The sequence below is a fragment of the Intestinibacillus massiliensis genome (assembly GCF_900155735.1).
In the GTDB taxonomy this organism is placed as follows: domain Bacteria; phylum Bacillota; class Clostridia; order Oscillospirales; family Butyricicoccaceae; genus Intestinibacillus; species Intestinibacillus massiliensis.
Genome location: NZ_LT707050.1, coordinates 46,443 through 68,586, shown reverse-complemented (window position 1 = coordinate 68,586; position 22,144 = coordinate 46,443). Strand labels below are relative to the sequence as shown.

Sequence of the window (22,144 nt, the reverse complement as noted above, 5' to 3'; positions counted from 1 at the left end):
AATTGCAAACATCACTGAAAAAATAGGAGGCTTATTATGTCATATTGCTGCGGTTTATGTACAAAAAAGACCCCGTGCAACACGGAAAAGCAGGCCGGGCTGCCGAATAATTGCCCTTGCAGGGAGACCGATATGGTGGAATGGTCGAAGGCGCAGTACGTTGGCGAGGACAAAAAGATCGCCGACGCCGCGGTGCAGACCGAATATGAAGGCTATTGCAAACGCACCCGCGTGGAAGAGATTATGGAGTTCGCCACCAACCTTGGCATCCACCATATCGGCATCGCGCACTGTATTGGGCTTAAGCAGGAGGCGGGTATCGCTTATAAGATTTTTACGGCAAACGGTTTTAAGGTGGACACGGTGAGCTGCAAGGCCGGGACATTCTCCAAAAAGGAGCTGGGGCACGAGCAGTACCAGATCAATAAGGAGTGGGAAGGCTCGTGCAACCCGATCGGGCAGGCCAAGTTCCTGGAAAACGCAGGCTGCGAGCTTGCTGTCGTCATGGGGCTGTGCGTCGGGCACGATACGTTATTCCTCAAGAACTGCAACCTGCCCGTCACGTACCTTGTGGTGAAGGACCGCGTGCTGGGGCATAACCCTGTGCAGGCGCTGTATCTGTCGGAATCGTACCTGCGGTTTAAACTCTATCCGCCGACGCGCCAGACGGGCAATATTTCCGACGTTGCGACACAGCCCGCGCTGATCCATCCGGATCTGCTGCCTGATGTGAAATAACGGTATATGGATGCGGGCCAGGCACAAATGCACTTCGGGAAATGTGTGCATTTGTGCCTGCTTCTTTGGGTGCCCGCCTAAAAAGTGTTGCCCTTCAAGGCTTTGAGGTGTAAAATATATACTTACTATGATTTCCATCGGAGAGGGGAATGTGGATTGAAAGGCAAACAGGGCTTTAACGCCAGCCAGCCTGTTTACGAATATTTAAAAAACCTGATTTTATCGGGTGAAATGAAGCCGGGCGACCGCATCGCGGAACAAAAGCTGGCGGACGTGCTTCATATCAGCCGCACCCCGATCAAAGAGGCGATCAACCAGCTGGCAAACGACGGGCTGGTGCGGATTTACCCGCAGCGGTATTCGGAGGTTATGCTGTTTTCGGAGGACGATGTGCGCCATATGGGCGAGATGCGCATCGCGCTGGAAATGATGTCGGCAAAGCTTGCGCTCTACCATGGCAGTATGGCCGACTTTAACAAGCTCGCAAAGCTTGCAGACGCCTGCGAAGAGGCGCAGCGGTCAGGCGATGTGTTCCGCCAGATCGAGACCGACGCCGAGTTCCATCTGTCTTTTACCAAATGCACAAAAAACCCCTTGCTGTATAAATTCCAGCGGGAACTTTGCCTCCGGATCCGTCTGATCCAGGTGAATTCCACATTTTCAGATGAGGAAAACCAGCGGCTGGTGGAGTACCACCGGCAGCTTGTGAAATATTTGAAAGAACGCAACCTGGCGTCCATCTACACACTGATTGAGGAGCATTTCTTCCAGTTTTACAAGCTGGATCAGGAGTATCCGCCGAATTTCTTCCATCTGTTCCGTGTTTAGAGCGGGTTCGGGCGGGATGCAAAGCTATGAGGTGTAGGTATCCGAGGAGTGAGGTGTAGATATGCCAAGAAGCAAGGTGCTCAGCGGCCGGAGCGAACCGGTCTACCGCTATATCGTCCAGCAGATTTTTTCCGGCAGGCTGGCGCAGGGCGAGCGGATCAATGAAATGCAGATCGCGGAGGCCTGCGGGACGAGCCGGACGCCTGTCCACCAGGCGCTCAAGCAGCTCGAACTGGATGGGATCGTCAGCATCGTCCCCAATAAAGGGGTAGAGGTCGTCACCCTGACGGAGGAGTCCGTCCATCAGATCGGGGAATTGCAGCTTTTGTTTGGATGGATCACGGCCAAACTGGCCATGCACAACGGCTCGGCGGCGGAATTCCTGGCGCTGCAAAAGCTTGCACAGGAATGCCGGGCCGACATGCGCAGCGACGACCTGGAAACCCGCATCGGCGCAAACACACGGTTTTACATGGAAATGGCGGCGATCGGCAAAAACAGCGTCATGATGCCGTTCCTGCGCAAGCTGTTTTTGCAGGCGGGGCTTGTCCTGGCGGAGCGCTACCGGGACGGGGACGCCTGTGAAAAGCAGTCGCAGATGCATTTTGAAATAATCAATGCGCTGCTCGAGCAGGATATGGGCAAGTTCCGGGACTCCATCCTGCCGCAGCTTGTGGATTTGTATGGGATTGAAGATTTTTATGCCCAGATTCAAAATGGGCAGCTATAATTGGGAATGCAAAAGGCCGCCGCGTCCCTGCAGGGACGCGGCGGCCTTCTTTCCTGTTAAAAATGGAGCAGCGACTGTGCCACGGAAAAATAAATGACGAGTGAAAATGCATCCACAATGGTGGTAATGAGCGGCGCCGCCATAATAGCCGGGTCGGCATGGAGCACTTTGGCAACCATCGGCAGGATGCCGCCAATCGTTTTGGCCATCGCGACCGTTGCAAAGAGGGCGCAAGCAACCGTGAGGGCGATCAGTTCGTTGCCGGGGTACGTCAGGATCAGGCGGATAAAATTGACCGCACTGAGCACTGCGCCGACCAGCAGGCTGACCCGCAGCTCTTTCCAAAATACCCGCAGGAAATCGGCGGACGCGATTTCGCCAACCGCCATGCCGCGGATCACCAGGGTGCTGCTCTGGCTGCCGGCGTTGCCGCCCGTATCGGTCAGCATGGGGATAAAGGTGACGAGCAGCGGCATCGTGGCAAAAGCAGCCTCGTACCGGCCAAGGATGCCGCCGGTCACCATGCCGGAAACCATGAGCACCAGCAGCCACACGATGCGTTTGCGCGCAAGCGTGAACACGCCTGTTTTGAGATAGGGGCGCTCCGAGGGGGACATCGCCGCCATCTTTTCAAAGTCCTCGGTCGCCTCTTCCTCCATAACGTCCATTACGTCGTCCGCGGTCACGATGCCGACGAGCCGGTTTTCGTGATCGACGACCGGCAGTGCGAGCAGGTCATACTTCATGATGGCCTGTACGGCCTCTTCACGGTCCTCGGTTGTGAGGGCGGTGATAACGTCCCGCTCCATCATGGTTTCAAGCTCGGCGTCGTCGCGTGCCAGCAGAAGCTCCTTGAGCGTGATGACGCCCTCCAGCACGCGGCAGTCGTCGATCACATAACAGGTGTAGATCTGCTCGCAGTCCTCCGCGATCCGGCGGATGCGGGCGATGGCCTCGCGCACGGTCATGCTTTTGCGCAGGTCGATGAATTCCGCCGTCATAATGCTGCCCGCGGAGTTTTCGGGGTAATGCAAAAACTGGTTGATCCGCCGCCGGGTCTCCGGGTGCGCGTTTTTGAGGACGCGCTTGACCACGTTCGCCGGGAGTTCTTCCAGCATGTCGACCGCATCGTCCACGAACAGATCTTCGACAATTTGGGACAGTTCTGCGTCCGTAATTGCGCCAATGATAAGCTGCTGCGTATCGGGCGGCAGGTTGGAAAATACCTCGGCACCTAATTCCTTGGGCAGGGTGCGGAAGGCCACGACGGCCAGATGCCGCGGCACGCGCTCGATGAAATCGGCGATATCGACCTCGTTTTCCTCGGCCAAAAGGCGACGTAACTCGCCGTATGAACGGTTTTCGAGCAGCGTGAGCAGTGTCTCATAATTGTATTCCTGTTCCATGGGTCATCCCTCCTGTCTTTTTGGGTACAGCCGGGAAGACGTAAACAGGCCAAAAAGTGCATGGAAGCCCCTTGAGGCCTCCATGCAGGATATCCGGATGCGGGCAAGCGCCGCGGGGGTTTTTAGCTGCAGGCGAAAATAAGCGCCGCCTTGCGGTTTCCGCCCTGCAAAGGGATATCGCTGCCTGTTTTCGTACTTCGTCCGCAAGCGTCCACTTTTTTCACTCCTTTTTTGTGCAATTTGGCTGCCATTACAGCCCTGTTTACAGCATAACATGTTTGCATGCCGGGCGCAAGCACAAAAGGCTGCAAGGAGGGCGGCGTGCCGAATGTGACTTTCACACAGACGGGGCGGGGAAAGGGGCGTATCATAAAAATATCCTAAGAGAAAGCAGGGAACAGCATGAAAGTATTGATTGTCGGCGGGGTGGCGGGCGGCGCGAGCGCGGCCACCAGGCTGCGCCGCCTGGACGAACAGGCAGAAATCATCCTTTTTGAAAAGGGGCCGTTTATTTCCTATGCAAACTGCGGTTTACCCTACTATATTGGCCGCACAATCCGGGATCAGGAACAACTCGTTGTGACGAAACCGGAGCTGCTGCGCGCCCGTTTTGCCATTGACGTGCGCACAAAAAGCGAAGTGGTCGGGATCGACCGGTCGCGCAAGGTCGTAACGGTGCGCGATCTTGAAGCTGGGCACACCTACGAAGAAGGCTACGATAAGCTTTTGCTATCGCCCGGGGCGGAACCCAAGCACCCGCGCCTGAACGGCGTGGACGCGCCGGAAATCTACACCCTGCGTACCGTGCCGGACACCCTTGCGATCGACCGGTATATCGGTGAACAGTCGCCCCAGCGCGCGGTGGTAGTTGGCGGGGGCTTCATCGGCGTGGAGATGGCGGAAAACCTGCGGGAACGTGGGATAGAGGTCACTGTTGTCGAGTTTTTAAAGCAGGTCGTCGCGCCGCTTGATCCGGAAATGGCTGCAATCCTGCATGGGCACCTGACGGAAAACGGCGTGAATCTGCGGCTTGGCGTTGGCGTAGAGCGGTTTGAACGGCGCGGGGACGTACTGCACGTCTGCCTGTCGGACGGCAGCGCGCTCCCTGCGGATCTGGTGCTGCTGAGCATCGGCGTCGCGCCGGAAAGCAAGCTTGCGAAGGATGCAGGTCTGATGCTTGGGCTGGGCGGCAGCATCCAGGTCGACGATACGCTGGCGACCAGCGACCCGGATATCTACGCGGTGGGTGACGCAGTCAGCGTGCGCCATATCGTCAGCGGCCAGGAGACTTTGCTCCCGCTGGCCGGCCCTGCCAGCAAACAGGGGCGGATCGCCGCGGAAAACATGCTGGGGGGTACCCCTGTACGCTTCAAGGGCGTACAGGGTAGCGCCGTGCTCAAGGTGTTTGACCTGGCTGCGGCGGCAACTGGCCTGAATGAAAAGCAGCTCAAGCAGCTTGGCCTGCCATACCATAAAACTTATATCCACCCATCCAGCCATGCCTCGTACTATCCCGGTGCCACGCCGCTCAGTATGAAGCTGCTCTTTGCGCCGGACGGCAAGCTGCTGGGCGCGCAGGCGGTCGGCAGTGAAGGGGCCGATAAGCGCATCGACGTGCTGGCGGCGGCTATCCGGCTCGGCGGCACGGTTTACGACCTGGAAGAACTGGAACTGGGCTATGCGCCGCCGTTCTCGTCCGCAAAGGATCCGGTCAACATGCTGGGTTTCACCGCGGCCAATATCCTGCGCGGCGACATGCCGGTGGTGTATGCCGAGGACGTCGACGCGCTTGACCGCAAGGCTGTGACGCTGCTCGACATCCGGACGGCGGAAGAGCGGATGACCGGGGAACTGCCCGGCTCCGTCCATATCCCGCTGGATGAACTGCGCGGCAGGCTGGCTGAGGTGCCGCAGGGGAAGCCGGTCTACGTTTACTGCTCCGTGGGTCAGCGGGGATATGTTGCGCAGCGTATTTTGCTCCAACGCGGGTACGAGGCGTATAATCTGAGCGGCGGCTATAAGACTTACCGCATGGTACACGAAGAACCCGTGCGGGAACAGCCTTGTGCCAAAACGGATTGCATTGGCGTGCCAAAACCGGCTGTAAGTCAGGAAATAAAGGTGGCCATTGAAGTAGACGCCTGCGGGCTGCAATGCCCGGGGCCGATCATGAAGGTATCCGAAGCGATGGCAAAGCTGAAAACAGGGGACTGCTTGTGCGTGCGTGCGACCGACCCGGCTTTTGTATCGGATGCGGGGGCTTGGTGCGAGCGCACCGGCAACCGGGTAGTGGGTAAGCAGCGGGACAAGGGCGTCTATACGGTTATGATGCAGAAGGGCGATAGCTGCGCCGTGCCGCAAAACAGCGGCGGGAACGATAAGACTATGGTCGTTTTCAGCGGGGATCTGGATAAGGCGATCGCGACGTTTATTATTGCAAACGGCGCGGCGGCAATGGGGCGGAAGGTGACGCTGTTCTTTACCTTCTGGGGTCTCAACATCCTGCGCCGCGGCGAAAAAGTACGCACGGAAAAGAATTTAATTGAGAAGATGTTTGGCAAGATGATGCCGCGCGGCAGCCGTAAGCTGGGGCTCTCCCGGATGAACATGGGCGGCATGGGCGCGAAAATGATCCGCTCCGTCATGCGCAAGAAAAACGTACAGTCGCTCGAAGAACTGATGCAGCAGGCCATCCAGAACGGCGTACGCGTAATCGCGTGCCAAATGTCGATGGACGTGATGGGCATTCGGCAGGAAGAATTGATCGACGGCGTGGAGGTCGGCGGCGTTGCTACATTCCTCGGCGCAGCGGAACAGTCGGACACCAACCTGTTTATTTAAGGCTGGATCAAGATATCGATCGAGAACGCCAAAGGGGCGCCGGCTTTTGCCGGCGCCCCTCTTAAAATCATTGCAAGATTATATACAGGCATAAAAAGGCCGCTGACGGAAGTCAGCGGCCTTTTTATGTTTTTATGGTGCGAGTGGTCTTATAGGATTTACGCATGAAACCAAGTAATATCAATGGTTTGTGGGTATTCAGCAAGCGGTATTTACACCAAAACAGCTACTTGGTGTTATTGTGCTCATTCACAAATGGCATGTTGATTTCAATATTGGATACGCATACATCCCATTCTTCCTGTACAATGAGAGCACCTTTGAAAGAATGAGATCATATGACATACACTCAAATTACCGCGCTTTACTGCCGCATTTCCAAAAGCGACAACCCCCATGATGAGGACAACAGCATTTCCACCCCAAAGGCAATCCTTTAAAATCGAAAAAGGCTAAGCCCAAACAATAAGTTTGAGCCCAGCCGCTGCTTTATGTATTCTAAATTAGTGTATTAATTTTGGATTATACTCCGGAATAAAAAATACGCATGTGCTGAGCACGGCAATACGTCTGTCGTTTTGAAGGGAATTTAATTGGGCAGCGAGTATTCCAGCCTGAGAGGGAAGCAAGCCGGCCCCTGAATCACTGCCGGCAAGCCACCGCGCCTTGCTTATGTTTTGCCCGATAACAATATTGCACTCTTCTTTTGTTGCGGCAAATTTACGATAATCGTGATTTCGGTTTTCCTGATTTACACGCGCCTTATATGTTCCCGCAAGCAGTTCATTCAGGGTCGCATAGTAAGTGTCAAAGTTCGGATCCGGAATGGATGTCATGTGATAAAATGCCTCCACCATTGGGTAATTGATGTACAGCTTTCCCACATCAGAAGATTCCACAAAGTACATTGCCATGCGACTGATCTTCTCTGGGGTAAACCCAGAATCATGCGGGTCAAGATCAAAAATCAGAAAAATATCAGAGTAGGATGCGTCAAATAACTTCTTTTTCACCAAATCAGATTCACGTGATTTTAGCAGCTGGAGCAAATCCATATCATCAGGATCGTTGTCCTCGAACATCTCCTTATAAAGCGTGTAGATATTCGTACAGTAGGAGACAATCTCATATTTGAAATCAATCTGATAAATAGAGAGCAATCGCTCCATCAAAGCAACGTCTGTCTTTGCTCCCTCCACCAACACAAAAATCTTCCGCTTCTCTTCAGCCATTGAATTCACCGCTCATATAGAGTTTCTCCAGATTGTGTCCTTCTCGGAGCTCCCGATCCGTGGCATTGGCAAATGACGTGAGTCCATCCCCGGTCAGAATGAAGTAACAGTCCGGACGCATGATGCGATTGGAGAGCAGGTTTGTATTATGGGAAGTGAGCACGGCCTGGAAACCGGGCTGGTGCTCTAAAAGTTCAACAAGCGTTTCAGCCAGTTCATAATGATAAAAAGCGTCAAATTCATCAATAAACATCAAGGAGACGTCTGCAGCAGTCTTGCTCCAATAAAAAAAAGTGTAAAGGGCTTTCGTGCCGCTGGATGCCACCTTAAAAAACGGCAACGGTGTTTTTGTATCAAAATATAAACGTTTTGTTCCATCAACATCTTTTTTCGCAATCAAATTTTCCTGAATTCCAGCTTTGTGCAGAAAAGACTCCAGCTCTTTCACCATATCGCCTTCAAAGATAAAATCGGTATAATCTTTGCTGTTTGACTTATAGCCAATGTAGCGATTCTCATCCAAGCTGCGGAACCAGAGCATATGGGATACAAACCGCTGCATCTGATAAAGCGGATGATTCTCCGACAGGGCCGAATTGGCGATGGCGTATTTCAGAATAGAATCCGTACCGCGAAAGGTGAGATTCAACGTCGTGGTCAATGTCTCAAGGCCAGCTAAATCACCGCGCTTGTCCTCGTAATCGTAAGTGAAGAGACGCTTGCCGTTAATGGCGACGGATTCGTAAACAAGCGTCTGCTTGTCATTTTTACGGTATCGGTAATCCACCTCGCCGCTGTCAAACGTGAAAACATAATGAAACTCCGCGTAACCAGTCTTGTTGTTGACATTCAAATAATAGTCATACAAGCCCGGCGTCACATTGTTTGTCGTCAGGTGTGAGACAATATCAAAAAGGGCCAGGCCCAGATTGGACTTGCCAGCAGAGTTTTTACCATAAATGATCAGCTTGCTGAGCAATCCATTGGCGATACAGGAATTGTTGAATTTGTAATCACGGATGTCGGAAAAGTCCAAATGAATGGTATTTTCAAAATTTTTAAAGCCCGTGACCTCGAACAGCTTTAACATTGTGTTCACCTGCTTTCACTAGTATTATACCCATATTGGAGAGTCAAGTCAACAAATGCCGTAATAAAATTACGGGGGTACTGCAATTAAATGCCGGCAGGCGGGAGCGTGGAGCCATATCGTCAGAAAATTGAATTGTTTTATAATATATCGGGAAGGTTGAGTGGGATCAAGAAGTTTTATTATCCGCACCTTGAACGCGAGTGGCGTTATAGGACTTTCCTATCAGATGGGGCAGCATAAGTGAGTAAATGGATGAAAAGAAAAGAAAAAAGATCAAGGCCGTCAAATACGACGGCCTTGATCATGGTCGAGGTGACAGGATTTGAACCTGCGGCCTCTTCGTCCCGAACGAAGCGCTCTACCAAGCTGAGCCACACCTCGGAATATGGATTTTTCCTGGCTGCCTTGACTTGCAGCTTTTTTAGTATATCGGATTTTAGGTAAAAAGTCAACATCTTTTTAAGAAATTTTGCAGATGCAGGGAGGGAAAGGAAAATATACAGGCCTTATGCGGCTGCCTGGGTATGGAATTGCCTGTAGCCTGGCAGAATAAATTTTTAAATGGATCGTTTTTAGGGATAGTGCGCAAAATCGGGGCGTGGTTTTCTCCATTGCGGATGGGGAAAGGTGTTTGACTTAACAATACTAAAATAGTATACTTTAAATATCGATAAAAGGAACGGTTCTTATAGCGATTGCACCGGCACGCCTCGGTTAAATGGCGGGGCGGTATGACAACAAATTTTACAGCTCAAAATAGATAAAGGAGGCAATTTCATGTATTATCAGACGACGGAAGCCCATGAAGCGCTGCGTGCGAAAATCCGCGAGTTTGCGGAAACCGAGGTGAAGCCGATTGCGTTTTTGCTGGATCAGGAGAACCAGTTCCCGGCGGAGGCTGTACAGAAGCTTGCCGCAATGGGGATGATGGGGATCCCATATCCAAAGGAATATGGCGGCGCAGGGCTTGATGTGCTGAGTTATGCGATTGCCGTGGAAGAGCTGTCCCGCGTGGACGGCGGTACTGGCGTTATCTTGTCGGCGCATGTGTCTCTGGGCAGCTACCCGATCGCCGCGTTCGGTACGGAGGAGCAGAAAAAGAAATACCTGGTACCGCTTGCAAAGGGGGAAAAGATCGGCGCGTTTGGCCTGACCGAGCCGAACGCAGGCTCTGACGCGGGCGGCACCGAAACGGTAGCCGAGGACAAAGGGGATCACTACCTGCTCAACGGCGGCAAAATCTTTATTACAAACGGCGGCGTTGCGGATACATACGTGGTATTCGCGGTGACGACGCCGGGGATCGGCACGCGCGGGATCAGCGCCTTTATCGTTGAAAAGGGCTGGGACGGGTTCACGTTCGGCGACCATTACGATAAAATGGGCATACGTTCTTCGGCGACGGCAGAGCTGATCTTTAACGACGTTAAAGTGCCCAAGGAGAACCTGCTCGGCAAGGAGGGCGACGGCTTTAAAATCGCTATGGCGACGCTCGACGGCGGGCGGATCGGGATTGCTTCCCAGGCACTCGGGATCGCGCAGGGAGCATATGAGCACGCGCTGGAATACGCCAAGGAACGCGAACAGTTCGGCAAGCCGATTGCGTTCCAGCAGGTGATTTCGTTCAAGCTGGCGGACATGGCGACCAAGCTGCGCGCCGCGCGCATGCTGGTATACAGCGCCGCCGAACTGAAGGAGCACCACGAGCCGTATTCCATGGAGGCGGCGATGGCAAAGCAGTATACGTCGGACATTTGCCTGGAAATTGTCAATGAGGCGCTCCAGATCTTTGGCGGCAACGGCTACCTGAAGGGCATGGAAGTCGAGCGTGCGTATCGCGATGCAAAAATTTGCACAATCTATGAAGGTACGAACGAAATCCAGCGCGTCGTAATTGCCGCGCACATCATCGGCAAGCCGCCGAAGGAAAGCGCAGCGCCGCGTAAGGCCGGCCCGATCACCGGCGCGCGCAAAAAGCAGGTCCTTAAGGAAGGTTCGGCGCAGGAGCGCGTGGACGCGCTTGTGGAGGCGCTCAAGAAGGACGGCTACGACTTCACCGTCGGCATCCCGCTTGACACGCCGATTACCCAGGCGGAACGCGTCGTCAGCGCGGGCAAGGGTATCGGCGAAAAGAAAAACATGAAGCTGATCGAGGCGCTGGCCGTCCAGGCAGGGGCGGCGGTCGGTTCGTCCCGCCCTGTGGCGGAAACGCTTAAATATGTCCCGCTGAACCGGTACGTGGGCATGTCGGGGCAAAAATTTAACGGGAACCTTTACATCGCCTGCGGCATTTCCGGTGCAGGGCAGCATCTTAAGGGCATCCGCGACGCGACGACGATCGTCGCGATCAATAATAACCCCAACGCGCCGATTTTCAAGAACTGTGATTACGGCATCGTTGGCGACCTGATGGAGATCCTGCCCCTGCTCACCAAGGCGCTCGATAACGGCGAGCCCAAGCAGCCCGCCCCGCCGATGAAGAAGATGAAGCGTGCCAAGCCGCCGAAGCCCAGCTACCCGCGTTATGTATGCAGTGGCTGCGGCTATGAATACGATCCCGCGGAGGGCGACCCGGAGGGGGAAATCGTCCCGGGCACGCTGTTTGAAAAGCTGCCGGACGAGTGGATCTGCCCGGACTGCGGCGAGGAAAAGGCGCAGTTTATAGAGGTTTAACGGCTTCTTGATGATAAGGAGGATATAATATGTATTGCGTAAGAAAGGTGACCGACGACCTCTATTGGGTGGGCGGAAACGACCACAGGCTTGCCCTGTTTGAAAATATCCATCCGATCCCGCGCGGGGTCAGCTATAACGCCTATTTGCTACTCGACGAAAAGACCGTGCTGTTCGACACGGTGGACTGGTCTATCGGCCGGCAATTTATCGAAAACGTGGAAACGCTGCTGGCCGGCCGCCCGCTGGACTATCTTGTCGTCAACCATATGGAGCCTGACCACGGCGCGTCCATCGAGGAAATCATCCTGCGTTACCCCGAGGTAAAAATCATCAGCACGGAAAAAGCGTTCCTGTTTATGCGGCAGTTCGGCTTTACGGTCGACGGGCATATCGAGCAGGTCGCCGAAGGAGACACGCGCTGCTTCGGCAAGCACACGGTGACGTTTATCGCCGCGCCGATGGTGCACTGGCCGGAAGCGATGGTCACGTTTGATACGACAAACGGCGTGCTGTTTTCTGCCGACGCCTTCGGCTCCTTCGGCGCGCTGGACGGCAAGCTGTTTAACGACGAGGTCAATTTTGACCGGGACTGGATCGACGACGCGCGCCGGTATTATACCAATATCGTCGGGAAATACGGCCCGCATGTGCAGTCCCTGCTGAAAAAGGCCGGCGGCATCCTGGATCAGATCAAAATGATCTGCCCGCTGCACGGCCCGGTTTGGCGCAGCGGCCTGGGGTATTTCCTCGATAAATACGATAAGTGGAGCAGGTATGAGCCGGAGGAGCAAGGCGTCATGATCGCCTACGCCTCGATGTACGGCAACACGGAAGCCGCAGCGGCGCTGCTCGCCTCCAAGCTGTGCGAGCGGGGGATGACGAATGTCGTGATGTACGACGTGTCGAGCACGCATGTTTCACAGCTGATCTCCGAAACCTTTCGGCTAAGCCATGTCGTGCTGGCGTCCGTGACGTATAACCTCGGGATTTATCCGCCGATGCACAGCTACCTGATGGATATGAAGGCGCTCAACCTGCAAAAGCGCACGTTTGCCATCATCGAAAACGGCTCCTGGGCATGCCGTTCGGGCGCGCTGATGCGCGAATTTGTCGAGGGGATGCGCGATATGGAGGTGCTGGACGAAAAGGTTTCGCTTGCCTCCGCAATGAATGAAAACAATGCGCCGGATATGGATACGCTGGTGGACGGTATCCTGGAATCCATGCGTAAGCCGCAATAAAAGTTAAGGCCCTCCAGGGAAACCTGGAGGGCCTTTATCTGTCGGAAAAGCACCAATAAGGCGTTAAATTGACGGTTTATTCTGCGGTTTGCACGGCTGACGGGCGAAAAAACACGGCGGCGGAGTTGACAGAACACGGCCAACATTATACAATAAACAATGGAGACTTTTGTTTCTTTATTTAAGAATTGGGGTACTAGGAAATGCAGGATAAGAAACTGGTAATTACCGGAATGGGTGCGGTAACGCCGGTCGGTATCGGCGTACAGGCATATTGGGACAGCCTTGTAAACGGCGTATGCGGCGTTGGCAGGATCACGCGGTTCGACGCGTCCGGCCTGCCGGTGCAGATCGCCGCGGAGGTGCGGGATTTTGACCCGGCGGCGTATATGCCCAAGTCCCTGGTGCGTTCGACCGACCCGTTCATGCAATATTCGTATGTGGCGGCGGAAGAGGCGCTGCGCGACAGCGGCCTCAACATTGAACCGGAGGCGGCGCGCATCGGCATCGTGATGGGCACCGCAATGGACGGCATCACGACCGTCGCGCATACGCAGGAACAGTTCAGCACGGGCGGCCCCCGCCGGGTCGGCCCGCGCTTTGTGCCGATGGTCATCGGCAACGTCGCGGCGGCGCAGATCGCCATAGCGCATGGCATCCACGGGCCTAGCCTTACGCTCAACACGGCGTGCTCGGCGGGCGGCGACGCGATTATGACGGCGGCGATGCTGCTTCGCTCGGGGGAGGCCGATGCAGTGCTCGCGGTCGGCGGCGAGTCGATCCTGTGCCCGGTCGTGGTCGCAGGGCTGGCGCAGGCCAAGGCGCTGTCCCGCCGGAACGACGACCCGGAGGGAGCATGCAGGCCGTTTGACGCGGATCGCGACGGGTTTGTCATTGGCGAGGGCGGCGGCGCGCTGCTCATCGAGACCGAGGAACACGCGCTGGCGCGCGGCGCGGCGATCAAGGCCGTGCTGGCGGGCTATGCCAACACAAACGACGGGTACCATGTCACCGCGCCGGAACCGAACGGCCAGGGCGCCGCGGCCTGTATGCGCCGCGCCCTGCAACGCGCGGGCATGGAACCCTCGGAAATCGGATATATCAACGCGCATGGCACGTCGACCCTGCTCGGCGACCGTGCGGAGACCCAAGCGGTCAAGAGCGTTTTTGGGGAAGCGAAGGACGCGCCCCCGGTCAGCGCCACCAAGAGCTCAACGGGGCACCTGATGGGCGCCGGCGGCATCACGGAAGTGATCGCCTGCATCCAGGCGCTGCGGGAGCATATCCTTCCGCCGACGCTGCACCTGGAAACGCCCGACCCGCTGTGTGACCTGGATTATGTGCCGAATCAGGCGCGCCATGCGGATATTTCCGCTGCAATGTCCAATTCCCTGGGCTTTGGCGGCCAAAATTCCAGCATTATCGTTTCAACGTATAAAGGATAGCCCGTAGGAAAAAATAGCAGTAAACGGGCACAGGAGAGGAGAATAGCATTGGATTACACGTATGACGTCACGATGTTCAAAGAGACCTTTGAGCATGAGTTCACCTATTTAAACGGCTTTATGCGCAATGTTGCGCGCTTCGCGGGGCACCCGGCGATGCTTTGCCCGCTGACCGGGCGCCGCTGGACCTACCGCAGCCTGAATGCGGACGTAAACCGTCTGGCGCATGCATTGCAGGGGGACGGCGTGAAAAAGAACGACGTGATCATGTATATGCTGCTCAATTCCGCGGAATTTGTGTTCAGCTATTTGGCGGCACAGAAGGTGGGCGCGGTGAACTGCCCGGTCAACTACCGGCAGGCGCCCGGCGAGCTTGCGCTGATCATTGACGACAGCCATCCGAAGGTTTTTGTATATGATGCGGAGTTCGGCGAAATGGCGCGGCAGGCGCTGGATCTTGCCACATACAAGCCCGAGCGCATTATTGTCGTCGACCTGCACGATGAGGCGGTCGCGGGCGAAGGCGAGACCGCGTACCGCGACTATATCGCGGGCATGCCGGATACGGATCCGGTGCGTGCGGACAAGCCCCATATCTATGACGAGGTGACGCGCCTCTATACCTCCGGCACGACCAACCGCCCGAAGGGCGTCCCTATGAATAACGTCAACGAGGTGCTGTCCGCGCACGACGTCATGATGCATTTCCCGCTGAATTCGACCGACCGCACGATGAATATGACGCCGTGGTTCCACCGCGGCGGCCTGCATTCGGGCGGCCCGAACCCGACGCTGTACGCGGGCGGCGAGCTTATTATCCTGCGCGATTTCAGCCCGCGCCGCGCGCTGCAGTATGCGGAGGAGTACAAGGTCACTTTCCTGATCGGCGTGCCGACCATTATCGCCATGCTGGCGCGCGCCCAGGAGGGAAGCCCGGCCGACCTGTCGGCGCTTCGCGGCATTGTTACCATGGGCGCGCCGTTTGAAAAGGCCGCGTGTGAGAAGTACCTCAAGCTGCTGACCCCCAATATTTTTAACGGCTACGGCACAACGGAGAGCTTTTGGAACACCTTCCTGCGCCCCTACAACCTGCCGGAGATGGCGGGCAGCGCGGGACAGTCCTGCACGGACGACGAAGTCCGCGTCGTGCGCGCCTGCGAGGACGGCCATGCCGAGCCGGACGAGCTGGTGGCGAAGGACAACGAGGCAGTTGGCGAAATTATCATCAAGTCCCCGGCGAAGTCCGCTTATTGCTACTTCAACAATCCGGAAATGACCGCGCAAAAGTTTTATAAGGGTTACCTATACACGGGCGATCTCGGCACCTGGGATGAAAATGAATTCATCACCGTTGCCGGCCGTAAGGACGATATGATCGTGTCGGCGGGCGAAAATATCTATCCGACGCAGATCGAAGCCATTTTGAACGAGCATCCCAAGGTGACGGAGAGCGGCGTGATCGGCATCCCCGACCGCCTGCGCGGCGAGAGCGTGGCGGCCTATATCGTGGCTTCGGACGATAGCCTGACGGCGGAAGAACTGAAGGAATATTGCGCGCACCATCCAATGCTTTCTTCCTACAAGCGCCCGCGTTCCTATCAATTTGTCAAGGAACTGCCGCATACTGCGACGGGCAAGCTGATGCATTACAAGCTGCGTGAAATCGCGCTGGCACAGCAGGATTGACTGCGTAAAATATAAGGGGAAAAGGCCGGTTTGCCGATGCAAACCGGCCTTTTTAAGGTATGGGCACGAAAGCCCACAGCAATACCTGCCGTGAACAAAAGGGCGTCCGACCATTGCCGGGACAGCGCCGCGTGCAGGGGGATTGACAGGGGATGGCGGATGTAGTAAACTTGAAGTTAGCATATGCAAACAAATGGCGGTGCAGGATTTTCAAATATCCGCATTTTGTGGATGGGAAAGGCGGTTATAAATGCAACCTGTTTTATGGGCAGCCGGCGGCACAGGGTTTACGTTCCTGATGACGACGCTGGGCGCGGCGGTGGTCTTTTTCTTCCGGAAAAAGGCGACTGCCTTGGCGCAACATATCTTTTTGGGGTTTGCGGCAGGCGTGATGATTGCCGCATCCATCTGGTCGCTACTCATGCCCGCGATTGAAGAGGCGGAGGCTGCGGGCATGGCGGGATGGATCCCCGCGGCCGGTGGGTTTGTCCTGGGCGTGGGCTTCTTAATTGCGATGGACGGCCTGCTGCCGCACCTGCATCCGGGGGCGCAGAAAACAGAAGGTCTGAAAGCACACGTAAAACGCACGACGCTGCTGGTGTTTGCCGTAACGCTGCACAATATCCCGGAGGGGATGGCGGTCGGGCTGTCGTTCGCCCTTGCCGCGCAGCATGGGAACGACCCGGCGCTTTATTCTGCCGCGTTGGCGCTCGCGATCGGTATCGGCATCCAAAACTTCCCCGAAGGGGCGGCAATTTCGCTGCCGCTGCGGGAAGAGGGGATGGGCAGGGCAAAGGCGTTTATCTGCGGCAGCCTGTCGGGGCTGGTAGAGCCGGTGTTTGGCATTTTGACGGTGCTTGCCGCCTCACAGATACAGCCGCTGATGCCGTGGCTTCTTTCTTTTGCCGCCGGCGCGATGATGTATGTGGTTGTCGAGGAACTGATCCCGGAAGCGCATCTGGGGGAACACTCTAACATCGGTACGCTGGGCGTTATGGGCGGGTTCCTGCTGATGATGGTTATGGATGTCGCGCTTGGGTAGGCAGGGAAAAGGGCGCGGTAATCCCGCGCCCTTTTAAGAACCGAAAACAAAATATAAGGGATAAAAACTGAATTTATCTTTGAGGGAACTGCTGGCGCTGCTGCGCCGTAATTTTTCAATCGTTAGCTCGTCTTCGCTGCATAAGATGACGCGGAAAGATTTTCCGGGTTCTTCAAGAACAAATAGGTTTTTATATTTGCGGTTTTGGCAGCGGGAGGTCCCATCTAATGGGTAAAGATCGCGGATCGATAAATAATACCATTCGCCGTCATAGTGGCAATAGGTAAGGGTGGCTGCATCATCATAAAAATGCGCCTGCTTCAGGACGGCGGGATCACCATTCTGGGTTTTTTCGATAAACCGGTATAACAGGGCTTCATTTGCAACGTGATATTGGTCGTTTTGTCTCGTGACAACGCAGTAGCGGTCAGCGAGCGCCTGCTTCGGTGTGTAGTCTACCGGCTTCGCAGCCAGTTCGGCTTCCATGCGTCCGAGGTCAAGCGGCCCGATGTGGTGAAGCAGCGGGATGGCGCAAAGATACAGGACAAAGCTGAGAAAGAGAAACACACACGCTTGTGGAAGACGTTTCATGAGGGCACCTCCCTGCACGGCCGAAGGTGGAAGATTTGAATTTTGATCCGTATTTGCGCATCAACTTTTTTTCACTATAACATACAGATAGAGTGAAGTAAATGCTGATCTGGTAACAATTTACCAGGATTGCTGGGGGGTGTATCACAGCCAATTGCAGCCTATGCCGCATGGGAAAAGTGCGCAGACACAAAATATTGAAATAGTTAAAATTTTGTCAGATTTCCTACCTTCAGATTTATATTATATCCGGAGGTGTTAATCTATGTATTACATCCAACTGGACGTCAACGGGACGGTTAAGTATCTGTATAACTACCGCGTTGCTTTATTTTTACCGGATTATGCGAGGAAATTTCCATCTTCTGAAGCTGCATGGCGGTATATGAAGGGCAAACAGGTCGCGCACGAGCATACGTGGTGGATCGTGAAGCGGGAATAAAGGGCGCCCCCGGCCGGCAGGAAGCTGGTCGGGGGCGTCTTTTATCCGTTGGCATTCTCCATAAAACGCATAAGCATGGTTGCGACCTCCGCACGGCTGGCGGGCGCGTGCGGGGACAAGGAGCCGTCAGGCTGGCCGTTCAAGATCTTATGGGAGATTGCCCATTCAATCGCCGGTCGGGCATATGCGTCAACTTGTGCGGCATCCAGGAAACCGGAAAGGTCGGCGGGGGCTGTGATACCGCCATCCGTTTGGTTTAAGTTGCCATAGCGATACAGCATGACGGCAAGTTCTTGGCGGGATACAGGCTGTTCCGGCGCAAATTCCTTTTCGTTGACGCCGGTTACAACACCGCGCTCTGTCGCCCACGCAACTGCACCGGCATACCAGTCCTGCGCGGCGACATCGGCGAACTGGACGCCGGCGGCGTCCGGCTCGCCCGCAAGGCGGTGGAGCATCGTGACGACCATGGAACGGGTCGTCGGCAGGGCGGGGGTAAAGGTGTCCTGATCGGTGCCTTGCAGGATTTCACGCGCAGCGGTGAACTGGACGGCCGGTGCGTACCATGCGTCTTGCTCCACGTCTACAAAGCTTTTGCTATTGTCGATGACCTCAAGCGTCGCATTGCCGGACAGGGTTACGGCGACACCGTCCGCAGCCGGCAGGCAGCCCTTTATGATTTCCCGGGTGCCGTCTTCCTTGATCAGCACAGCGACGGTGCCTGGGGTTATGTTGTCGGCAGGGAGGGTGACCTTGGCGGACGCCGTGCCTTGCGGTACGGAGACCGATACGGTGGTGCTGTCCGGGGTGACGACAGATTTGACCTTTGTCCCGTCCTTGCGTTCCTCTGTGACAGTCTTTGTGCCGTCCTTGGATGTTTCCACCTTCTTTGTCGTGCCGTCCGGCGTTTTGGTGGTCACGGTTATTGCGCCGGTTTTCTGATCCGTGGTAACCGTGGTGGTGGAACCGTCCGGGTTTTTGGTAGTTTCGGTTTGGATGTTGCTGGGCGCGCCCCCGCCGGAGCCTCCTCCGCTGGAACCGCCGATTTGGGAATCGCTTGGTGGTGCGCCGCCCTCTTTTTCCCAAGCGGCGTATGCTGTGGACGTGCCAGTAACGCCGCGGTTAAAGGCAAAATCGTTGCCGCCGGACGCCGCAGTTTTCCAGCCGAGGAAGCGGTATCCGCTGCGGCTGGGCGCGGGCGGCATTGCAGCGGGGCGGCCGCTCAGTACAACCTGTTTCCCCGGAGCCGTGCCTTCCGCACCGTTTAAGTCAAAGGATACGGTGTAGTATTGGATGACCGCATCCGCCCCGGCCAGTGGGACGGCCAGCGGGGCGTCCGGATTGACGCAGTCGCCGTTTACGTAGATATAATACGTGCCGGGTTGGACAAGGGCGCGGTATAACCCCTTTGCCTCGGGGATTGCAAGCGCTGGGGAGCCAGCGTCCGGGGCGGCATCCAAGGCTACCTGCTGCTTTGTGTAGGGGTGGCCGTCCAACATGAGCGTGATGCTGGTATAGGGGGCTGCCACCTGCAACGAAGGCGCATAGCGCTCGCCATCCTCACTAAAAGTTGTCAAATAATAGCAGCCAAAATCATCTGGTTCCGTTGGAAACTGCTGCAGAAGCGCCCCGCCGCGGCGAACAGACAAGGTATCTGCAAGCTCAATCTGCATGGGGGCGGTAATCGGATTATCCGAATAGTATTGCTTCGCGACCACGGCCCGCACATGGCTGGGGTCGATGGTACAGCCAGCCTCCGGTTCGGCGGTAATATTGAGGGTGGAACCGTCGCCCAAAATCAGCAGCGGTTGGTCATAATTTGGGAAAGCCAGCAGGATGCCAATGCCGGTGGCAAGATCCCAGTCATCATGCGGCTCTTGCTTATTGCCATTATACTGGCCGCGTGTCGTCACATAAATATCCATAATGCCATTGTTTTGGACGATTGCCGGTGCATTGAAATTTTCCGCATAAATACCATAGCTATAGCCGCAGGTGGCGCTTAAGTCCATGGTCCCGTCATTTATAATAAAAGCCGGTTCATCGCCTCCCACCAGCGAGATCGCGCTGGCATATTCGAGGTGATTATTTTCCCCATCCCCATGGTTGGTTGTGACTATGTGCATGTTGCCTGTATTTTCAAGCGTTACAGCGCCGTTGCAGCCTAAGTCGATCCCGGTAGCGTTATTGGAGAAACCGTCGCTTCCCATATATTCTGCACCGGTACCGCCTAACGCTGTGACGTCTATGTCAATCCGGCCGCGGTTGGAAAAAGAGCCGTCATCCTGCATTGTGCAGGATAGCCCATAGGCGTCTTTGTTGGCGTTCCATGCGGTGACGCGAAGCGTCCCCTCGTTAATAAAGGATGCAAATTGTCCCGCCACACCGGCCGCGTACTTAAACGCATATCTTGTCGGGTCAGAACGTACCATGATGGACAGGGTTCCTTCGTTGTAAAAGGAAGTAAAATCGCCGCCGTTACAGCAAATACCGGATAATTCGCTGCTGCTCGACGCACTGCCGGTAACGGTAATGCTGAGGTCGGCAGAATTGCTAAAATTGCGGCAGAAGATGCCCGCGCAGACCGGCTCGCCGGCAGACGCGCGGTTGGATAAAACATCGATTTGCAGGGATGCGCCTGTTTCGGCGGGCACAACCGATAGCGCCGACGCCCGGTCTTCCGGGATGTATATCCCATAAACCGATTGGGTAGAGGAACCTTCCACGGCAAGCCGGTTTTCCCCGATGAGTTGTAATTCCAGATCACCGCCCGTGGTGGAGATGGGGCTGGCGTCGGAAGACGAGATATACACGCCATCCAAAATCAGCGTCACCGCGTCGGTTGTGTCGACTGAAATGGTATGTTCTGTACTGCCAGATGACTGCCACACGCGGTACGTGCCGCCGGAGTCTATGACGCAATCGCCATTTGACAAATCCCATTCGGACGCGTCTTCCGCGTGTACGCATACCATGGTTAGGCATGCCAGCAGAAATATAAGCGGTACCGTTTTATGTCGGAGCATAGTTATTTCCCCCTGCTTCAGAGCAGCGTTTTATTTGTGCGCATGATCCCCAGCCTATGCGCACCCTATTAAAATTATTTTAAACGGTTTCAAGAATGAATGCAACTGACAAAACTATCAAATATTTGTAACTGATTTGTGTTTGCTGTGGATAGAGGTATGGCCGGTTTCCTGAATGGCTTGCAAAGGGGATGGATGAAGCCCCTTCCGAAAAAAGCATGGGAAAGGGGACGCGTAATATCATATGAAAAGCCCGCTGGCCGGTATCTGCCGGTCAGCGGGCTTTTGTCGCGCGTTATCATCAAGCGGGTCATTTCAGCTCGATCGTTGCGCAAATGTGCTGCGCGACCTCTTCGACTGTCGGGGAACAGCCATCGTCCCAGTCGGTCGCCCAGATGGTGATGGCGTAATCAAGCCCCATCACGCTGTAAAGCGTCTGGTGCACTTTGGTGTTTTCATCGGCCATACGGTCGAAGCCCAGCGCATAGGCATAGCCTTTATCAGACTTGTAAACCGTAAAATTGCCGTCGGCCGCCTCATCCGGGAGGCCGGAACCCGCTTCGGAGTTCAAATACTCGTGAAAATCGGACTGTACGGCGGGGTCGCTATAGTCAAAATCTTTACTCTTGTTCTCCAGGCTGTTTATTGCAAGATTGACATTGGACGGCCGGTCGGTTGCAGGGTCGGCCGGGGTAAAAAAGGCGAATAAATGCTCGTCATTGGAGTTATTGGCGTCCTTGACCCAGTTTGCGGGGATTTCATACCGGAGGTATTCGTCCTCGTACACTGTGGTTTCCCAGACGGGGGAGGAGCCGATGGGGACGGCGGCGCTGTCTGCGCCGTGCGCCGGTTCGTTTGTATCCGCTGTATCGGCAGGCGAGGCCGTGCCCTCATCAGGCGCCGGGGATGAGCCGCACGCGGCCAGCGATAAGGCCAGGATACCCGCCAAGGCGGCGGCCAGCAATCTTTTTTGTTTCATCATGATTTCCTTCTATCCCTGTTAAAAATTTAGTCCGTATCATTATACCACAACCAGGCAAACCCTGTAAATCTTTGTTAACGGTTTGGGCTTGCTGTGATTGTATCCGCATTTCCGGCGGATGCAAATTCTTCTCCTGCGGCATGCT

The 22,144-nt window shown here is 55.4% G+C and carries 16 protein-coding genes and 1 tRNA gene; 10 read left to right on the top strand and 7 right to left on the bottom strand.

All coding sequences use genetic code 11. The features are described from left to right. Window positions 1-36: 36 nt before the first annotated feature. The 3 genes from CZ203_RS02605 (at window position 37) to CZ203_RS02595 (ending at window position 2,296) form a co-directional block, all read left to right on the top strand. Window positions 37-738 (top strand): DUF1847 domain-containing protein, encoded by a 702-nt coding sequence (locus CZ203_RS02605; RefSeq protein ID WP_087064610.1) that lies wholly within the window; start codon window positions 37-39, stop codon window positions 736-738. 156 nt (window positions 739-894) lie between these two features. After that, window positions 895-1,566 carry a GntR family transcriptional regulator gene (locus CZ203_RS02600; RefSeq protein WP_087064609.1) on the top strand — a complete coding sequence of 224 codons (672 nt, stop codon included), beginning with the start codon at window positions 895-897 and terminating at the stop codon, window positions 1,564-1,566. A 61-nt stretch (window positions 1,567-1,627) separates the two neighbouring features. Next, window positions 1,628-2,296, top strand: coding sequence for a GntR family transcriptional regulator (locus CZ203_RS02595; RefSeq protein ID WP_087064607.1), 669 nt, complete (start codon window positions 1,628-1,630; stop codon window positions 2,294-2,296). A gap of 56 nt (window positions 2,297-2,352) precedes the next feature. Here CZ203_RS02595 and mgtE read toward each other — a convergent pair whose 3' ends face one another. Continuing rightward, complete coding sequence (gene mgtE / locus CZ203_RS02590; RefSeq protein ID WP_087064605.1) at window positions 2,353-3,702, bottom strand: magnesium transporter; 1,350 nt, start codon at window positions 3,700-3,702, stop codon at window positions 2,353-2,355. Between the two features lie 402 nt (window positions 3,703-4,104). Here mgtE and CZ203_RS02585 point away from each other — a divergent pair, with 402 nt between their 5' ends. Continuing rightward, complete coding sequence (locus CZ203_RS02585) at window positions 4,105-6,543, top strand: DsrE/DsrF/DrsH-like family protein (RefSeq protein WP_087064603.1); 2,439 nt, start codon at window positions 4,105-4,107, stop codon at window positions 6,541-6,543. A 503-nt stretch (window positions 6,544-7,046) separates the two neighbouring features. Here the strand turns inward: CZ203_RS02585 and CZ203_RS02580 are convergent. The 3 genes from CZ203_RS02580 to CZ203_RS02570 form a co-directional block, all read right to left on the bottom strand. Continuing rightward, complete coding sequence (locus CZ203_RS02580; RefSeq protein ID WP_087064601.1) at window positions 7,047-7,775, bottom strand: hypothetical protein; 729 nt, start codon at window positions 7,773-7,775, stop codon at window positions 7,047-7,049. Further along, window positions 7,768-8,865 (bottom strand): ATP-binding protein, encoded by a 1,098-nt coding sequence (locus CZ203_RS02575; protein WP_087064599.1) that lies wholly within the window; start codon window positions 8,863-8,865, stop codon window positions 7,768-7,770. Before CZ203_RS02575 ends, CZ203_RS02580 begins: the two co-directional genes overlap by 8 nt. A 307-nt stretch (window positions 8,866-9,172) precedes the next feature. Beyond that, window positions 9,173-9,249, bottom strand: a tRNA-Pro gene (locus tag CZ203_RS02570). Between the two features lie 396 nt (window positions 9,250-9,645). Here CZ203_RS02570 and CZ203_RS15330 point away from each other — a divergent pair. The 5 genes from CZ203_RS15330 (at window position 9,646) to CZ203_RS02545 (ending at window position 16,958) form a co-directional block, all read left to right on the top strand. Continuing rightward, window positions 9,646-11,541: an acyl-CoA dehydrogenase family protein gene (locus CZ203_RS15330; RefSeq protein WP_087064598.1), complete on the top strand. Its 1,896-nt coding sequence runs from the start codon at window positions 9,646-9,648 to the stop codon at window positions 11,539-11,541. Between the two features lie 29 nt (window positions 11,542-11,570). Beyond that, window positions 11,571-12,785, top strand: a complete 1,215-nt coding sequence (locus CZ203_RS02560) for an FprA family A-type flavoprotein (RefSeq protein WP_087064597.1) — start codon at window positions 11,571-11,573, stop codon at window positions 12,783-12,785. 203 nt (window positions 12,786-12,988) lie between these two features. Next, complete coding sequence (gene fabF / locus CZ203_RS02555; RefSeq protein WP_087064595.1) at window positions 12,989-14,230, top strand: beta-ketoacyl-ACP synthase II; 1,242 nt, start codon at window positions 12,989-12,991, stop codon at window positions 14,228-14,230. Between the two features lie 48 nt (window positions 14,231-14,278). After that, a complete protein-coding gene (locus CZ203_RS02550; protein ID WP_087064594.1) occupies window positions 14,279-15,916 on the top strand; it encodes a class I adenylate-forming enzyme family protein in 1,638 nt (545 codons plus the stop codon). Between the two features lie 250 nt (window positions 15,917-16,166). Next, entirely contained in the window at window positions 16,167-16,958 is a 792-nt protein-coding gene (locus CZ203_RS02545; protein WP_087064592.1) for a ZIP family metal transporter, read from the top strand. 33 nt (window positions 16,959-16,991) lie between these two features. Here CZ203_RS02545 and CZ203_RS02540 read toward each other — a convergent pair whose 3' ends face one another. Further along, window positions 16,992-17,549 (bottom strand): hypothetical protein, encoded by a 558-nt coding sequence (locus CZ203_RS02540; RefSeq protein WP_087064590.1) that lies wholly within the window; start codon window positions 17,547-17,549, stop codon window positions 16,992-16,994. A gap of 265 nt (window positions 17,550-17,814) precedes the next feature. Here CZ203_RS02540 and CZ203_RS14450 point away from each other — a divergent pair, with 265 nt between their 5' ends. Beyond that, the gene (locus CZ203_RS14450) at window positions 17,815-17,991 is read left to right on the top strand and encodes a hypothetical protein (RefSeq protein ID WP_159456325.1); all 177 of its coding nucleotides are present in this window, start codon (window positions 17,815-17,817) and stop codon (window positions 17,989-17,991) included. Window positions 17,992-18,032: 41 nt separating this feature from the next. Here the strand turns inward: CZ203_RS14450 and CZ203_RS02535 are convergent, their stop codons facing one another. After that, window positions 18,033-21,017, bottom strand: coding sequence for an S-layer homology domain-containing protein (locus tag CZ203_RS02535; RefSeq protein WP_087064588.1), 2,985 nt, complete (start codon window positions 21,015-21,017; stop codon window positions 18,033-18,035). A gap of 310 nt (window positions 21,018-21,327) precedes the next feature. Next, window positions 21,328-21,996: a hypothetical protein gene (locus CZ203_RS02530; RefSeq protein ID WP_087064586.1), complete on the bottom strand. Its 669-nt coding sequence runs from the start codon at window positions 21,994-21,996 to the stop codon at window positions 21,328-21,330. Window positions 21,997-22,144 lie beyond the last annotated feature (148 nt).

Bases quoted from the DNA above. Each gene is read 5' to 3' on its own strand.
- CZ203_RS02605 (WP_087064610.1), top strand. From the start codon at position 37: ATGTCATATTGCTGCGGTTTATGTACAAAAAAGACCCCGTGCAACACG.
- CZ203_RS02595 (WP_087064607.1), top strand. From the start codon at position 1,628: ATGCCAAGAAGCAAGGTGCTCAGCGGCCGGAGCGAACCGGTCTACCGC.
- mgtE (WP_087064605.1), bottom strand. From the start codon at position 3,702: ATGGAACAGGAATACAATTATGAGACACTGCTCACGCTGCTCGAAAAC.
- CZ203_RS02585 (WP_087064603.1), top strand. From the start codon at position 4,105: ATGAAAGTATTGATTGTCGGCGGGGTGGCGGGCGGCGCGAGCGCGGCC.
- CZ203_RS02580 (WP_087064601.1), bottom strand. From the start codon at position 7,775: ATGGCTGAAGAGAAGCGGAAGATTTTTGTGTTGGTGGAGGGAGCAAAG.
- CZ203_RS02575 (WP_087064599.1), bottom strand. From the start codon at position 8,865: ATGTTAAAGCTGTTCGAGGTCACGGGCTTTAAAAATTTTGAAAATACC.
- CZ203_RS15330 (WP_087064598.1), top strand. From the start codon at position 9,646: ATGTATTATCAGACGACGGAAGCCCATGAAGCGCTGCGTGCGAAAATC.
- CZ203_RS02560 (WP_087064597.1), top strand. From the start codon at position 11,571: ATGTATTGCGTAAGAAAGGTGACCGACGACCTCTATTGGGTGGGCGGA.
- fabF (WP_087064595.1), top strand. From the start codon at position 12,989: ATGCAGGATAAGAAACTGGTAATTACCGGAATGGGTGCGGTAACGCCG.
- CZ203_RS02545 (WP_087064592.1), top strand. From the start codon at position 16,167: ATGCAACCTGTTTTATGGGCAGCCGGCGGCACAGGGTTTACGTTCCTG.
- CZ203_RS02540 (WP_087064590.1), bottom strand. From the start codon at position 17,549: ATGAAACGTCTTCCACAAGCGTGTGTGTTTCTCTTTCTCAGCTTTGTC.
- CZ203_RS14450 (WP_159456325.1), top strand. From the start codon at position 17,815: ATGTATTACATCCAACTGGACGTCAACGGGACGGTTAAGTATCTGTAT.
- CZ203_RS02535 (WP_087064588.1), bottom strand. From the start codon at position 21,017: ATGCTCCGACATAAAACGGTACCGCTTATATTTCTGCTGGCATGCCTA.
- CZ203_RS02530 (WP_087064586.1), bottom strand. From the start codon at position 21,996: ATGAAACAAAAAAGATTGCTGGCCGCCGCCTTGGCGGGTATCCTGGCC.